Annotated in this window: 13 protein-coding genes; 9 read left to right on the top strand and 4 right to left on the bottom strand. The window is 62.4% G+C overall.

Annotated features, from left to right (window positions below; all coding sequences use genetic code 11):
* Positions 1-15 precede the first annotated feature (15 nt).
* The 3 genes from SPH52_RS09070 to SPH52_RS09060 all read right to left on the bottom strand — a co-directional run bounded on the left by SPH52_RS09070 (position 16) and on the right by SPH52_RS09060 (position 3,682).
* Entirely contained in the window at positions 16-1,326 is a 1,311-nt protein-coding gene (locus tag SPH52_RS09070; protein ID WP_411794695.1) for an NAD(P)/FAD-dependent oxidoreductase, read from the bottom strand.
* Between the two features lie 316 nt (positions 1,327-1,642).
* Positions 1,643-2,503: a GNAT family N-acetyltransferase gene (locus SPH52_RS09065; RefSeq protein WP_411794694.1), complete on the bottom strand. Its 861-nt coding sequence runs from the start codon at positions 2,501-2,503 to the stop codon at positions 1,643-1,645.
* A 297-nt stretch (positions 2,504-2,800) separates the two neighbouring features.
* Positions 2,801-3,682 carry a GNAT family N-acetyltransferase gene (locus SPH52_RS09060; protein WP_411794693.1) on the bottom strand — a complete coding sequence of 294 codons (882 nt, stop codon included), beginning with the start codon at positions 3,680-3,682 and terminating at the stop codon, positions 2,801-2,803.
* Positions 3,683-4,105: 423 nt separating this feature from the next.
* Between SPH52_RS09060 and SPH52_RS09055 the strand changes: the two genes are divergently transcribed.
* From SPH52_RS09055 to SPH52_RS09015, 9 genes are all read left to right on the top strand, one after another.
* Positions 4,106-5,719 carry an ABC transporter substrate-binding protein gene (locus SPH52_RS09055; protein WP_411794692.1) on the top strand — a complete coding sequence of 538 codons (1,614 nt, stop codon included), beginning with the start codon at positions 4,106-4,108 and terminating at the stop codon, positions 5,717-5,719.
* Between the two features lie 81 nt (positions 5,720-5,800).
* Positions 5,801-6,754: an ABC transporter permease gene (locus SPH52_RS09050; RefSeq protein ID WP_234253820.1), complete on the top strand. Its 954-nt coding sequence runs from the start codon at positions 5,801-5,803 to the stop codon at positions 6,752-6,754.
* A complete protein-coding gene (locus tag SPH52_RS09045; RefSeq protein ID WP_411794691.1) occupies positions 6,751-7,674 on the top strand; it encodes an ABC transporter permease in 924 nt (307 codons plus the stop codon). The genes SPH52_RS09050 and SPH52_RS09045 overlap by 4 nt, the downstream gene beginning before the upstream one ends.
* A 1-nt stretch (position 7,675) precedes the next feature.
* On the top strand, positions 7,676-9,499 hold the full coding sequence (locus tag SPH52_RS09040; RefSeq protein ID WP_411794690.1) for an ABC transporter ATP-binding protein: 1,824 nt from the start codon (positions 7,676-7,678) through the stop codon (positions 9,497-9,499).
* Between the two features lie 64 nt (positions 9,500-9,563).
* Positions 9,564-9,974: a helix-turn-helix transcriptional regulator gene (locus SPH52_RS09035; RefSeq protein WP_411794689.1), complete on the top strand. Its 411-nt coding sequence runs from the start codon at positions 9,564-9,566 to the stop codon at positions 9,972-9,974.
* 27 nt (positions 9,975-10,001) lie between these two features.
* Positions 10,002-10,991, top strand: a complete 990-nt coding sequence (locus tag SPH52_RS09030; RefSeq protein ID WP_411794688.1) for a threonine/serine dehydratase — start codon at positions 10,002-10,004, stop codon at positions 10,989-10,991.
* A gap of 19 nt (positions 10,992-11,010) precedes the next feature.
* The gene (locus SPH52_RS09025) at positions 11,011-12,003 is read left to right on the top strand and encodes an ornithine cyclodeaminase family protein (RefSeq protein WP_411794687.1); all 993 of its coding nucleotides are present in this window, start codon (positions 11,011-11,013) and stop codon (positions 12,001-12,003) included.
* Positions 12,004-12,219: 216 nt separating this feature from the next.
* Entirely contained in the window at positions 12,220-13,977 is a 1,758-nt protein-coding gene (locus SPH52_RS09020; protein ID WP_411794686.1) for a dihydroxy-acid dehydratase, read from the top strand.
* Between the two features lie 9 nt (positions 13,978-13,986).
* Entirely contained in the window at positions 13,987-14,913 is a 927-nt protein-coding gene (locus tag SPH52_RS09015; protein ID WP_411794685.1) for a 2-hydroxyacid dehydrogenase, read from the top strand.
* A 353-nt stretch (positions 14,914-15,266) separates the two neighbouring features.
* On the opposite strand, the gene SPH52_RS09010 is transcribed toward SPH52_RS09015, so the two are convergent.
* Positions 15,267-15,938: a haloacid dehalogenase type II gene (locus SPH52_RS09010; protein ID WP_411794684.1), complete on the bottom strand. Its 672-nt coding sequence runs from the start codon at positions 15,936-15,938 to the stop codon at positions 15,267-15,269.
* Between the last annotated feature and the right edge of the window lie 195 nt (positions 15,939-16,133).

Genomic DNA, 16,133 nt, shown 5'->3' with positions numbered 1-16,133 from the left:
CCGCATCGACCCGGCTCATCGGCTGGCGCGCCACATTGCGATTCGGTCCTGCATTCCATAGCCCTGTATGACGGCCGGCATGAACCACGGGTTGCCACGATAGAACGGGATGCAGGCGGGCGGCCGGAAGTCGAAGGCCGAGCAGGGGTGTTCGCTGCCTCGCAGCAGTTTGTGGGCTGCGCGCGTACCGACCCACGGCGCCCAGACCACGCCCGAACCGCAGAAGCCGGTGGCGTAGAGCACGCCATCCTTCTCGAAGATGCGGGGTAGCATGTCGCGGTTCATCGCCACGTTGCCGAACCAGCTGTGCGAGAGGCGCACGTTCTCGAGCTCGGGAAAGCGCGTCACCAGCCCCTTGCGCAGCCGCAGCGTCGGTGCCGCGGGGTCGCCGACCCGGGAGCTGTCGCGGCCGCCCAGCAGGATCCGCCTGCCGTCGGGCGAGGGGCGGTAATAGAAGCCCAACTGTAGGCCTTCGCCCATCATCATTCGCCTGGGCATCAGACGCGCCATCACCTCGGGGGCGAGTTCCTCGGTGGCGATGATGCGGCTGCGCACCGGCACCAGGCGACGGCGCAGGTAGGGAGCGGCGCCATCGGTATAGCCGTTGGTGCAGACCAGAACCTGCCGCGCCTGAACCGTTCCGGCCACGGTCGTGACGCGGAATCCAGAGCCGTCCCGCGCTATCGAGCTAACGGGTGTGTTCGAGTGGACCGTCACTCCTGCAGCCAAGGCCACGCGCAACAGCTCGGCGTGGAGCTTGGCGGGGTTCAGTCCGCCGATGTCCATCCTGACCGTGCCGCCGCGGTAGAAGTCGGTGCCGATATAATTGCGCTGTTCGGTATGCGGAACGGCATAGGACTCGATTCCCAGTCTCTTCGCCAGCGCCTCGGCGCCACGGGCCATGCTCTCGTACTGCTCATGGCCGATGGCACCGCGGAACAGGCCGCTGAGCTGGAGGTCGCAGTCGAGCCTTTCTGTTTCGATGAAATCGTAGAGAAACTCCCGGGCGAGCTTGCCTTCCGCCTCGATGGCCAGCGCCTTCTTCTCGCCGAAGCGGCGGCTGAGCGTGGCATAGTCCGGGCGAATGCTGCCACTGGTGATCCCGCCGTTGCGCGATGAGGCGCCTTCGCCCGGACTCATGGCATCGAATGCGGCAACCGACCGTCCAGCCCGTGCCAGTGCAAGCCCCGCCGCAAGCCCGGCGTAACCGGCGCCCACGATCAACACATCGAGTTCCTTGGCCAGCGGCTGCTGCGGCAGTGGTTTGACGGGTGCCGCTTCCCACCAAAAGGGAGTGCTCTGTTCGGCGATGTTGCGCTCGTGCATGGGAAGGCCTCACGTCGAGTATCAGGCGAGGATTGATATTGAGAGTTTGCCGGGCCAGCGGCCCGTCATAATAAGAAGTATGGCGCTTTAGTCTTCTTTAGAGTCGCCGAAACTCGAGGGGTAGGCGGCAGGAAACACCGAAAACGGCGCCGATGTTGGTATATCGATCCGCGCGCATGCAAGAGGTCCTTGCGCTGTCATGGCCTATCCGTGCAGCACTGTTGCCATTGACTTTTACCCGTGTGGAGAAAAGGAGAGGAGGGGGCATTCGCCACCTCCTCTTGTGTTGACCGTGATGAGTGATGACGTTCCGGGATCAGCCCAGTGCCTGGTTGATGATGGCGAACTGCTGCAGGCCGGGAAGCGGTACCGGTGCTTCGCCCTTGACCATGGCAACGACGGAATCGACCTGCAAGAGGCCAAGCTCCTGCAGCCAGGGGCTCAAGTGACCGGAGTCGTGGACGTCGATACGGATGAAGGAGTCGACACGTGCCCCCATCCAATAGCTGATCATGGCCTTGGCCCGCTCGGCAGAGGAGGCCACTACCGGTCCGATCACGTAGCCGTGACCGAAGCGCCGCATCAGTGCGAATCCGGTGAGCTCTCCCTGGTTGTCGAGCACCACGCCATCGGCGACCTGAAGCAGTTCGTGCAGCGCCGCTGCCCGAGGCATGCCGGTGCCGGCTGTCGCCAGCTCGATCAGCTTGGCGCGATCGTTGGCGCCGGCCGGCCGTATGCGCTCCCCGGGCGGTGGCGCAACGATTTCGGGTTGCACGACGGTGCCCTGGTGTTGGTGGACCGCGCCGATGGGCTTGAAGCCGAGTCGCTCGTAAAGCGGCTGACCCTCAGGGGTGGCGAGCAAGAGCGTATTGCGTTCGCCGATCAAGTCGAGAATCGACTCCATCAATGCGCGCCCGATGCCTTTGCCCTGGGCTTCGGGCGATACGATGATCATGCCGAGCGTTGCATGATCGCTGCCATGACTCCAGCACATGGCAGTGCCGATGACCTCGCCATTGCGCTCGGCAACGAAACCGCTGCCGAGACGATGCACGAGCTGCCAATCTTCCAGGCGATGCGGCCAGCGTACCGCTTGCGAGAGTCGATGAGCGGCAGGTAGGTCGCTCCCCAGCATGGGCCGATAGGTAATGTCGGTATCAAGGTTCTGAACTGCCATAAGAAGTTCCTCCATAGCTTTTTGTACTCTGGCGTCTGCCGAGGGGCATTACTAGGATGTTCTTGCCAATATGGAGGGCTGATTATGGTGGCGGGAAAATTCGGTAGTAATGTTCGGAGGGAGAAGTCGGAGCGAATGATAGTGCCGCCCTGAGCCGCGTTTTTAGCATGATATGGGTATGCTTTTTCTTGCCGCTGAGACTGCCGATGGAATGGTGATGTGCTTATGCTCTCCGTCTTTTCAGATGGAGCGATGTGCGATCGAGGATGATGTGTGCAGGCAGTTTTCGTACAAAGCCTAACCCAGGGATTGGTTCACGAGTGCGAACGTGTGGACCTCGGTATCCACCGGTTCCGTAGAGGTGGGTAGGGTCATGACCGACACCTGTTCGTACTCCTGCATTCCGCAGCGTTCGAGAAACTCGGTGAAGTCGCCCTCGGGTTGGGTGGTATCGAGCCGGAGAAATCTTCCTGCATGTTTTTGCACATGAGGAGCGACCAGGGCGATGGCATCGGAGGGTTTTTTTGCGACAACCGGTCCTACGATATGCCCCCGGCCGAATCTGCGACACAGGGCAAAGCCGGCGATATGGCCCTCCCGCTCCAGCACCGTGCCGGTGGAGCGTCCGACCAGTTCTTCCAGGATGGCCGTTCTATCGGCGCCGAAGGCGGCCTGGTCGAGGCGGGCGATGTCGGTGAAATCCGTGGCTTTCAATGGGCGAACCCGGCTGTCGGCCGGCAGCGAGATCTCGCCTGGATCGACTGCCGTGCCCTGGTGCTGATGCACGACGCTCACGGCCTTGAAGCCAAGGGCGTGGGCGAGACGATAGGCGACCCGGGGAGCGATGATCTGAAGACGACGGCCGTGACACTGCTGCATCACGTGATCCATCAGCCAGCCGCCACCGCCCTGGGCCTGCAGCTGTGGCGTGGTGATGACCATGCCGATGGTGGCGAAATCGTTGCCCATCGGAAACCACATTGCCGAGCCGACGATCCGGCCGATCTTGTCACAGCCGGCAAATCCCTGTCCGACCTTGAGCAGCATGCGCCAATCGTCGGGCCGGTGTGGCCAGCCGACACCCACCGACAGCTGATGCAGCTTGCCGATATCGTTCTCCTCAAGGTCTCGCAGCGTCAGCTCATAAGTCTGCAGGCGCTTTGACGTCTCTTTGGACACCTGGCTCTCCATAAGTAGCTTTCCCTGGCAATGGCAGTTTGGCAGCTGATAGCCGCCATGACTAGGACGTTCTTGCCGCACCTGTAGGTTGGCGGCACCGCAAAGCCAGGCGAATCATATCGTGTGTATAGCCAGAGTCAGTGAAAATTCCTCTTCCAAACTGAGTAGTCGGTATGACGGACTTGTCGCCGGGACGGCTCGGGGTGTGCGGCAGCTTCTGCCGTATGGTGCGGCCAATGCCAACGATTGTATGTGCGAGTGGGGCCAAAACGAACCAAAAGCGTTGTGCATTGGTGCTGTAATTGTTTCAACGGCTTGTTCACATTCGATGAAGACCCCGGATTGCTGAGGTGGGCCCCTTGAGAACGGTGCGCCGACATAACAACAGACAAGCAATGATAAGCGGATAGACGGAGGCAGAACATGAAAAACAGGAACTTCCCCAATCAAGACCGACGGATCATGGCTGAGCTGGCGCGCACGGCCGGCCACGGCATCTCGCGGCGCGATGTGCTGCGCGGCATGGCCGCCGGTACCGTGTTGGCCGCCACCGCCGGCGGCTTGATGACCGGCGCGTCGTCCGCCTTCGCCGAGACGCCCCAGCGCGGCGGACGCATCAAGGTCGCGAGTGCGACCAGCTCGACCGCCGATACGCTGGATCCGGCCAAGGGGGCGAACTACACCGACTACTGCCGCCACTTCATGTTCTACAACGGCCTGACCACGCTGGACGAGGCGCTGGTGCCGCAGATGTCGCTGGCGGAGTCGTTCGACACCGACGACGCCCTTACCTGGGTCGTCAAGCTGCGCCGGGACGTCGTCTTCCACGATGGTCAGCCGTTCACCTCGGCCGACGTGGTCTACTCGCTGAACCGCCACAAGGATCCGGACACCGCCTCCCGCGCCCTCAGCGTCGCTGAGCAGCTCGAGGAGGTCAGGGCCGCCGGGCCGCATGAAGTGCATATCCGGCTTATCAGCCCCAACGCCGACCTGCCGGCGATCCTCGCCACCTCTCACTTCCTCATCGTGCGCGACGGCACCACGGACTTCAGCCTCGCCAACGGCACCGGGCCCTTCGAGTGCGCGGAGTTCCAGGCGGGGGTGCGCTCGGTCGCCGTGCGCAACGACGGCTACTGGAAGCCGGGCCAGCCCTACCTCGACGAGATCGAGTTCTTCGCGATTCCCGATGAGGCCGCGCGCATCAATGCCCTGCTCGCCGGGGACGTCGACCTCATCAATCCGGTCAATGCGCGCTCGATCCCGCGCATCCTGAACAGTGCCGACGCCACGGTGATGGAGTCCCCGACCGGCGCTTACACCAACCTGGTGATGCGCGATGAGCTGGGGCCGGTCAACAACCCGGACTTCGTGCTGGCGATGAAGCACATGCTCGATCGCGAGCAGATCCAGCGGCTCGCCTTCGGCGGCTTCGGCACCCTCGGCAACGACCAGCCGATCGCGCCCAACCACCGCTACCACCTCGCCGACCTGCCCCAGCGCGAGTTCGATCTGGACCGGGCGAAGTACCACCTGGAGCGTGCCGGCGTAGGGAACCGTTCGATTCCCCTGGTGGCCTCCGAGGCCGCCACCGGCTCGGTGGACATGGCTCAGTTGATGCAGCTTTCGGCGCAGCAGATCGGGCTCAAGCTCGAGATCCGGCGGGTGCCGTCGGACGGCTACTGGTCCAACCACTGGATGAAGCATCCGCTGGGCTTTGGTGCCATCAGTGCGCGGCCGACGGCCGACCTGATGTTCAGCCTGTTCTTTCACTCCGATGCCGCCTGGAACGAGTCGGGCTGGCGCAACGCCCAGTTCGACCAGCTGCTGCTGGCGGCGCGCGGCGAGACCGACGAAGACAAGCGCAAGCAGATGTACGGCGACATGCAGGTGCTGATCCACGAGCACGGCGGCATCGGCATTCCGCAGTTCAGGAGCAGCATCGACGGCCACAACACCAAGCTGAGAGGGCTGAGCCCCCATCCGCTGGGCGGCCTGATGGGCTACATGTTCGCCGAGCACGTCTGGCTGGACGCCTGAGCAATCACTCTGACGACAACTCAACCATGAAGGCGTCACCTTGGCGGGAATAAGGTGACGCCATAATAAGAAGGGCAAACCATGAACAGCAGCATTCCACGGCTCATCATCGGCCGGCTGGGTATCGGCGTGCTCACCCTGCTCATCGTCTCGCTGGTGGTCTTCATTCTCACCAGCCTATTGCCGGGCGACGCGGCCCAGGAACAGCTTGGCCAGGAGGCGACACCGGAAGCGGTGGCGGCACTGCGTGCGAAGCTGGGTCTGGACCTGCCCGTATACATGCGCTACCTGAGCTGGCTGGGTGGCCTGGTGACAGGCAACCCCGGTGTTTCACTGGTCAACGGCATGCCGGTCGACGATCTGATCGCGAGCCGGCTGCCCAACTCTCTGAAGCTGGCAGCGGCCACCGCTCTGATTGCCGTGCCCCTGGCGCTGTCCATCGGCATCCTCTCGGCGATGTATCGCGGATCGATCTTCGACCGCTATACCAACATGCTGGCGGTATTCCTGGTATCGGTTCCCGAGTTTCTGATTGCCACCGTCGCGGTGCTGATTTTCGCGGTCAAGCTGGGTTGGCTCTCGGCGCTGTCGCGCTCGGTAGAAGTCGACTCTTTCCTGCAGCTGCTCAGTGTCTATGCCATGCCGGTGCTGACCCTGTGCTGCGTATTGGTCGCGCAGATGGCGCGTATGACTCGGGCGGCCGTCATCGACCAGCTCAGTTCTCCCTACGTTGAAATGGCGGTACTCAAGGGCGCGCGGCCGATGCGGGTGGTGCTGCGCCATGCGCTGCCAAATGCCATCGGGCCGATCGCCAATGCCGTGGCGCTGAGCCTGTCGTACCTGCTTGGCGGTGTGGTCATCGTCGAGACGATCTTCAACTATCCGGGCATTGCGACGCTGATGGTGAATGCCGTGGTGACTCGCGACATGCCGCTGGTGCAGGCGTGCGTGATGCTGTTCTCCCTGGGCTTTCTGTTGCTGGTGCTGATCGCCGACATCATTGCCATCCTATCCAACCCGAGGCTGCGCACATGAACCCGAACACTCTTCCGCCGTCACCGAAATTGAGCACGTCGGGTGCTCGAGCCGAGGCCGCGATCGATGTGGCGTTCGGCGACAAGGCGCCAAAGGTCGTGCGCCGCCGTGCCAAGCGGCCCATCAGCGGTGCCCTGGGGCTGCTGATCGTCGGATTCTGGCTGCTGATGGCCCTGGTCGGCCCCTGGTTGGCGCCCCATGGTGCCAACGCACTGGTCAGCTTCGAGGTATTCGGCCCAATCAGCCTGGAATACCCGCTTGGCACGGACTTCCTGGGGCGGGACATCCTCAGCCGCTTGTTGCACGGTGCGCCCTACACGATCGGCGTGGCACTGGCGGCAACGGTACTGGCCTGCCTGTTCGGCGTGGTACTGGGCCTGGTGGCGGCGGCCTCCGGTGGCTGGCTCGATGCTGCCATCAGTCGCACTCAGGACGCCCTGATCGCCATTCCCAACAAGATCTTTGCGCTGATCATGGTGGCCTCTTTCGGCTCTTCGGTGCCGCTGCTGCTGGTCATGGCCGCCTTTGCCTATATGCCCGGCTCCTACCGCATCGCGCGTGCTGTCGCGGTCAACGTCATGACGATGGACTTCGTCCAGGTCGCGCGAGCGCGGGGTGAGGCCATGCCGTACATCATGTTCATCGAGGTGTTGCCGAACATGCTCCGTCCGGTGCTGACCGACTTCGGCCTGCGTTTCGTCTACGTCGTGCTGCTGCTGAGCGCGATGAGCTTTCTCGGCCTGGGCGTGCAGCCGCCGGATGCGGACTGGGGCTCTCTGGTACGGGAAAACATCCAGGGTCTGGGTGAAGGTGCTTCGGCCGTATTGGCGCCGGCGATTGCCATCGCCACCCTGACCGTCGGGGTCAACCTGATCATCGACAGCTTCGGTGCACGGGCCAAGCGCGAGATGGAGAACTGAGATGAACGATATCGTCAAGGTCAGCGGTCTGCGCGTAGCGGCGCGTAATGATGCCGGCGTCGATGTGCCGATCGTGCACGGTGCCGATTTCACTCTGAAGAAGGGCGAGGTGTTGGCACTGATCGGTGAGTCCGGCTCCGGCAAGACCACCATTGCCCTGGCGCTGATGGGCTATGCCCGCGCCGGCTGTCGTATCGTCGGGGGATCGGTGCGCATCGGTGATGTCGAGGTACTCGAACAGCCGGATTCCGAACTGGCGAAGCTGCGTGGACGCACCGTGGCCTATATCGCCCAAAGTGCGGCGGCGGCGTTCAATCCCGCCAAGACCATCATGCAGCAGGTGATCGAGAGTGCGCTGATCCATGGCGTGATGTCGCGGCGAGCGGCGCGGGCCAAGGCGGTCGAGTTGTTTCGGGCGCTGGCGCTGCCGGACCCCGAGAACATCGGTGCGCGCTATCCCCACCAGGTGTCGGGCGGGCAACTGCAACGGCTGATGGCGGCGATGGCGCTGATCACCGATCCGGCGCTGGTCATCCTAGACGAGCCGACCACCGCGTTGGACGTCACCACCCAGATCGAGGTACTGCGGGCGTTCAAGAAGGTGGTGCGCGAGCTCGATACGACGGCGGTGTACGTCTCGCACGATCTGGCGGTGGTGGCGCAGATGGCCGACCGCATCGTGGTGCTGCGCAACGGCGAGATCCAGGAGAACAGCCGCACCGAGCAGATCCTGGTGGAGCCTGAGCACCCCTATACCCGCAGCCTGCTGGCGGCGATGAAACCGGCGGAACACGCGGCTGAAGCGGTGCCAGCAATCTCCGGAATCGATGAGGATCTGCTGCTCGACGTACGGGGTCTCGAGATCTGCTATGGCAGCAAGCGGGTCGTGCAGGATATCGACCTGAAGGTCCGCCGCGGAGCAACGGTCGGGATCATCGGTGAATCCGGGTCGGGCAAGACCACCGTCGCGCGAGCCATTGCCGGCCTGGTGGCACCCTCGGCCGGGCAGGTCCTGCTGGATGGCCAGCCGCTTAGCGGCACGCTCGCCGGACGAACCCGCGAGCAGTTCCGGCGCGTGCAGTACGTGTTCCAGAATGCCGACACGGCGCTGAATCCGCAGCACACCATTGAAGAGATCCTGGCGCGCCCCCTGCGTTTCTACCACGGCATGCGCAGCGCGCAGCGCCGTCGCCGGGTGGCCGAGCTGCTGGAGCTGGTGCAACTGCCGGCAAGCCTGGCGACGCGTCGCCCAAGTGAGCTTTCCGGCGGCCAGAAGCAGCGCATCAACCTGGCACGAGCGCTGGCGGCCGAGCCGGATCTGATCCTTTGCGACGAAGTTACCTCGGCGCTGGATACGGTGGTGGGTGCCGCGATCCTCGAACTCATGGCGGAGCTGCGGCGGGAACTGAACGTTTCCTATCTGTTCATCAGCCACGACATCAGCACGGTACGCGCGATCTGCGACGAGGTGGTGGTGATGTATGCCGGCGCCAAGGTGGAGCAGGGCAATCGAGCGACCTTCCAGGCACCGCCGTATCATCCGTACACCCATCTGCTGATCGACTCGGTGCCGGAGATGCACCAGGGCTGGCTCGAGGAGACGCGGGCCGGCCGCGGTGCACTGCCGCAGATCGTCATGCCGGCCGCGTTGACGCCGCTCTGTCCGTTCCTGTCGCGCTGTCCGGTCAGGATCGACGGCAAGTGCAACAAGGTCTCGCCACCGCGGGTGCGGCTCGACAAGGGCAACGAAATCCTCTGTCACCACAGCGATAGCGAACTGCGGCAGCTCGACGAGCCTGTACCCGCCATGGCGGCCAGCAACTGACGTTGCATTCTGTCATGCCGGTCGCACCGGGCTTGCGGTGGTGCCGGCGTAGGGAGTGTGGAACATGAACGACAAGAGCGGCATTCCTCCGATGTGGCAGGCGGGTGAGCCTGACCCTGACGGGAGGCGAGACGCTGACGAAACGGCCATGGCGATGGCAACGGCCAAGCAATACATCGATGAGCACTTCTGCGAGCCGATCAATCTCGACGATCTGGCCGAGCTCGTCGGCATGACACGTTTCAGTCTGGCCAAGCGCTTCCGCAAGCGATTCGGCATTTCCCCCTATCGCTACGTCTGTCAGGTGCGGGTCCGGCAGGCACAAGCGATGATGGAGCAGGGGCTGCGGCCGACGGACATTGCCAGCGAGACCGGCTTTTTCGACCAGAGCCACCTGGCGAGGCATTTCAAGCGCCTTTGCGGGATGACGCCACGTCAGTACAGAACGCGCTGTACACAGTCCGCAGGTCAGTGAACCCGGCGGCAGATCAAGGGGGTGGTTATGGAAAAGACGAAGGTAACGCTCGAGGATGTAAAGCAAGCGGCAGTGCGTATCCGGCCTTATGTGTGCCGTACACCACTGCTTCGGGAAAGCAAGATGGACAGGGCTTTGGGCTGTCAGGTCTATGTCAAGCCCGAGATGCTCCAAGTGACAGGTGCGTTCAAGATCAGGGGGGCGTTGAGCAAGATCCTGTCCTTGACGCAGGCCGAACGGGACAAGGGCATCATTACCAGCTCATCGGGTAACCATGGTCAGGCATGTGCGTATGCAGGGAAAGTGCTCGGCATTCATGCGACCGTCATCGTTCCGGAAGACACGCCCAAGCTGAAGGTCGACAATGCCAGATCGATGGGGGCGGATGTGATCCTGTGGGACCGTGCCTATACAGAGCGCTGGAAAAAGGTGCATGCCGAGGTCGAGGAACATGGCTACACCATCGTGCACAACTATGAAGACTTTGACGTCATGGCCGGTCAAGGCACGATTGCCCTGGAGATCATGGAGGATCTAGCCGATGTGGAAACCGTGCTCGTTCCGATCGGTGGCGGCGGGCTCATCTCGGGTATTTCCACCGCCATCAAAGAGACCAATCCCGAGATAAGGGTGATTGGCGTCCAGGCCGAGGCCTGCTGCCCCTACTATTTGAGCCGCCAAAACGGCGAGCGAACCAGGGCGACAGTGAAGCAGACCCTAGCCGACGGCCTGGCCTGCGACTGGCCCGGCAACAACACCTATCCCATCATCGAGAAGTATGTGGATGACATCGTTACCGTCTCGGAAGAAGCCATCGAAGAGGCGGTAAGAATGGTGGCAAACGATGCCAAGCTCGTCGCGGAGCCTTCAGCCTGCGTAGGAATCGCCGCCTTGCAGTCAGGTGCCGTGACGACTCGCCCGGATGAAAAAGTCTGTGTGGTCCTTACCTCCGGGAACTGGGGCATCGACATGATCGGCAGGCTCCTCAAAGGGGAGCGTGTGGCAGGTATTTTTTAACAAGTAAAAAGGAGCGAGCATGAAGACTCTGTTGTTGAACAAGGATGAGGTGGGGTCGCTCATCGATCTGGATGCAGTGCTAGAAGCCGTTGAAAATGGCTACAAATCTTTCAATAGCGGAAAAGTCGTTCAGCCGGATTTCATGAGCATAGAGCTCCCTGGTTCACATGCGTGTATCGATTTCAAGGGCGGCCTTGATCTTGCTGGGGGATATATCACCATCAAGTCCTCCGCCGGTGGATACAAAGGAAATCCCGAGTTGGGCCTGCCGACGGGCATGAACACCGTGATGCTCTTCGAGGCAAGCACCGGCGCTCTCAGGTGCGTCATGGATGGAACCTGGATCACCGGCTGCCGTACCGCCGCCGCGGGTGCCATATCGGTAAAATACCTGGCACGCGAGGATGCCAGGACGCTTTGTATCATAGGGGCGGGAAACCAGGCGCGCAGACAGCTTCGGGCGATTATCCGGGTGAGGGATTTCTCCGAGGTTCTCGTATGGAACGCTTCCCCGCAAGCGCTCGATGAGTACGTTCGGGAAATGTCCGAGGAGACAGGTCTCAATATCCGAAAATGCGAAACTGCGGAGGAAGCAGTTCGCGCAGCCGACGTCGTCGTCACTACCACGCGGGCCCACCGGGGACCTATCGTCAAGAAGGAGTGGCTGAGACCCGGCACGCATATCGTTGCCATTGGCTCCGATATGCCGGGCAAGCAGGAGCTTGGCGCCGATATATTCAAAGAGGCCAAGGTGGTCAACGATTCTGTCGATCTCTGCATCAAGTACGGCGATACACAGCATCCCGTTAAAGAAGGCATCATCAAGCCGGAAGATATCCATGCGGAAATCGGTGAGATCCTGCTGGGAAAAAAGGCCGGTCGTGAAAATCCGAAAGAAATCACGATCTTCGATTCGGTCGGCATGGCCATTCAAGACACCGTGACGGTTGCCATGCTGTACGAGGCGGCCCTCGACAAGGGGCTGGGCACACCCTACGCATTTTTCAAATAGTAGGCCGTGTTGGATTCAAGCCTATTCAGGTAGTTCCGTCAGCAATTTTATATCTCGTTATCACCGTGTCGACCTCGGTTAGAGGTGATCGATGGAACGTGCCAATTGAATGACCAGCTCCATGCCATCATGCCGAATACTCGGTATAAACGGCAGATGATCTTTGCGTTGCCAGATTACACTTGCTTCCGAGCATAGTGACTGCAAGGTGAACCAATGAGCGATCACAAGACTAAACTCAACCGGCCGTTGCGTAGCGCGCGCTGGTTCCGCAAGGATGATCTGCCGGGCTTCGTGCACCGTTCGACCCTGGCGGCCGCCGGATGGAGCCGCGAGGACCTGATGGAGCGCCCCGTCGTGGGCATCCTGAACACCTGGTCCGATATCAATCCCTGTAACCTCAACCTGCGTGACCTGGCGGAGGAGGTGAAGACCGGGATTCTCGAGGCGGGCGGCATCCCGCTCGAGGCGCCGCTGATGTCGATCAGCGAGAACATCATCAAGCCGACCTCGTTTCCGTTTCGAAACCTGCTGGCGATGGAGGCCGAGGAGTCCATCCGCGCCTACCCGTTCGACGCGGTGGTGCTGCTTGGGGGCTGCGACAAGACGCAACCAGCACTGCTGATGGGGGCCGCGAGCGCCGGGGTTCCCTGTATCTTCCTGGCCAGCGGCCCGACAACGCCCCGTTCGTCGACTGGCGGAAATCTGGCGAATGCCACCGGCGTCTGGCGCCTGGTCGACGAGCTGCGTGCCGGCGAGGTTTCCCAAGGCGACTTCGCGGCGTTCGAGCGCAGCGTCATGGGAACGGTGGGCCACTGTGCCGAGATGGGGACGGCTTCCTCCATGGCGACCATCTGTGAGGCGTTGGGCGTGTCCCTTCCCGGCAGTAGCCTGGTGCCGGCGGTCGACCGACGTCGTAATCAGTTCGCCCGCGAGGTGGGCCGTCGCAGCGTCCGCATGGCTGCCGAGGGAAGTCCGCGTCCGAATGAGATACTCGACGCACGGGCCTTCGACAACGCCATCACCCTCCTGTGTGCGGTGGGCGGTTCGACCAACGTCATCATCCACCTGCTGGCGCTCGCCGGCCGCGTCGGTGTGCCGTTGACCTTGGAGCGCTTCGACGAGATCGCCCGCCGCGTGCCGCTGATTGCCAACGTTCAGCCCGCCGGCGAACATCTGACCGAACGGCTGATGACCGCGGGCGGCGTGCCGGCCCTGCTCAAGACACTCAAGCCGCTGTTGCACCTGGACGCACGGACGGTCGACGGGCGCACGATCGGCGAGGTCATCGAGACCGCCGAGGTCATCGATGAGGATGTCATTCGCCCGCTGGACAAGCCGGTGAAGCCGGGCGAGACACTGGTCGTGGTGAAGGGCAACCTGGCGCCGGATGGGGCGGTGATGAAGACCTGCGCCGCAGACCCGAAACTGTTCAGTCATCGCGGCCCTGCGGTGGTTTTCGAGGACGTCCAGACGATCGCCGACCGGATTGACGATCCCGAGCTCGGCATCGACGAGAGCAGCGTGCTCATCCTGCGCAACGCCGGTCCCGTGGGCGCGGCGATGCCGGAGTGGGGCATGCTGCCCCTGCCGCGCCACCTGATGGAGCGCGGCGTCCGCGATATGCTCCGCATCTCGGACGCGCGAATGAGCGGTACCGCCTACGGCGCCGCGGTGCTGCACGTTTCCCCCGAGGCGGCCATCGGTGGTCCGCTCGCCCTGGTGCAGGATGGCGACATCATCGAGCTGGACGTGGCGGAGCGCCGTCTGCAGCTCTGCGTCGAGCCGGAAGAGCTCGAGCGTCGGCGCCAGGCGTGGCAGCCGCCGCTGTCCCGGCACGTGCGCGGCTATCGCAATCTCTACAATCAACACATCGAGCAGGCGCATCGCGGCTGCGACTTCGACTTTCTCCGCGGCGCCAACGAAGAGACTCTCCCCGAAGGCCTCTTCGATGGCTGGGTAGGAGGCTGGTAGGACATTAATATGTGTATTCTCTATCGATCAGATCCGCCACGTGCGGCAGCTTGGGCAAGCTATTTTGCCGAACATGCCCCCGACCTCGATTTCCGTGTCTGGCCTGACGCTGGCAACCTCGACGAAGTCGAATACCTGATCGCCTGGCAGGCGCCGGCCGAGTTCATTGCCCAGTTGCCCCGGCTCAAGGTGTTCTTCTCCTCGGGAGCCGGGGTCGATCATGTCGACTTTTCCGCCGTGCCCGAGCACATTCCCATCGTCAGGATGGTCGAGCCTGGCATCATCGATGGCATGGTGGAATACGTGTCCCTTTCCGTCCTGAATCTCCATCGCGACTTCTTTGACTATGTCGAGGCGAAGCAATCGCGTACCTGGCACCCCATCGAGGTGCCGCCTGCGTCGTCCCGTACGATCGGAGTCATGGGCATGGGCTCCCTCGGCTGCGCCGTTCTGGAGCGGCTGGCGACCTACGGCTTCCGGCTGCGCGGCTGGAATCGTTCGCTGCGTCACCTGGATGGCGTGGAGAGTTTCGCCGGCCCCGAGCAATTGCAGCCGTTCCTCGAGGGTTGCGATGTCCTGATTTGCCTGTTGCCGCTCACCTCGGCCACCCAGGGGATCCTGAACCGCGAACTCTTCTCGGCGCTGCCCGCCGGGGCCTCGTTGATCAACGTCGGCCGCGGTCCGCACCTGGTGGATGCCGATCTCCTCGAGGCGTTGGATTCGGGTCAGCTGTCGCGTGCCATCCTCGACGTGACCGATCCCGAGCCCCTGCCACCCGAACACCCCTTCTGGGTGCATCCGCGGGTGTTCCTGACGCCCCACGTGGCGAGCATGACCCAGCCCGAATCGGCTGCGCCCATCCTGCTCGAGAACCTTCGCCGGCATCAAGGCGGCGAGGCGCTCATGAACGTCATCGATCGGTCCCGCGGCTACTGAATCCCCTGCCGCAACCTGCGGAGATCATTGCAACCAGGGTAGCATCCCTGGTTTTTTCCGTTCCCGATGCGTTGCCGGCGTGCCGCACGGTCACAGCCGACGTCGGGTTTGCTATCTAGCTCAGCAGAGCAAAGCCGGCGAACTGCCCAAGCGGTGATCTGCTAAACCATGTGAACGTAACTCGAGGGGGGCAGCTAGGGCGCTGCGGCAGTTGTTGCAATTCCAGGAAATGGAACTCGACAAGGCGAAAGGAGGGTGTGGTGTCAAGCGGAGGAGGGGAGAGCGTCAATCGACGACCGCACTCTTTGCTCGGCGGCGAAGAGTGCGGTCGTGACGAGAGGAGGCTTTTGCGCTTAGAGCCCGACCACGGAAGCCAGGCCGCCCATGTCCTTGATCACGTGAGTCACGTAATTCGGCGCCAGGTTCGGCTCATGGTTGCGATCGACCAACACGCGAGCGCCGTAGCCCAGGTCGGAGGCGGACATATGGTCGTAGCGGAAGCTGCTGGAGACGTGCATGCACTCTTCCGGTGAGCAGCCGAGCTGGTCGAACATGTATTCGAAGGCCTGGAGGCGCGGCTTGTAGGCGCGGGCCTGCTCGGCGGTGAAGACATGGGCGAATGGGGCGCCGAGTTTTTCGACGTTCTGGTAGATCTGGTCGTTGTCGGCGTTGGAGAGGATCACCAGCGGAATTTCGTGGGCGACCTTGAGCAGGCCTTCCGGCACGTCCGGGTGCGGGCCCCAGGTCGGCACGGAGTGGTAGATTTCCAGCGCTTCCTCCTCGCGGAACTCGAGCTTCCACTTGCGGCAAGTGCGCTCGACCGAGTTGTGAACGACTTCCTTGAACGGTTTCCAGTCGCCCAGGACTTCGTCGAGGCGATAGACACGGAAATCTTCTACGAAGGCTTCCATTTGCTCCGGGCGGATGCGATCCGCGAAGATCCGGCGCGCCGACGGGCCCATCTGGAAGTTCGTCATCGTGCCATAGCAATCGAAGGTGATGTACTTCGGCTTGAATGTACTCATGAGTTGGGTTTCCTGTTTTTTTGCGATGGTGAATAAAAGCCCTTCGGCGTCGTCAGCGGTATCCCGAGGCATGCCTCACGAATGGGGTCGTTCACTTTGCGCCGTAAACCCATTACACCATGGGGTTGCAAACAGATGGTTTCGATGCATGGGGGCGAGACGGCTGAAAACGTTGATTTCTCGAGCGCACACGGC

Origin of the sequence: Halomonas sp. A29 (assembly GCF_046723295.1) — a bacterium.
Taxonomy (GTDB): Bacteria; Pseudomonadota; Gammaproteobacteria; order Pseudomonadales; family Halomonadaceae; genus Halomonas.
Note: the sequence above shows the minus strand (reverse complement) of the source record. Positions and strands in the feature narration are given on the sequence as shown.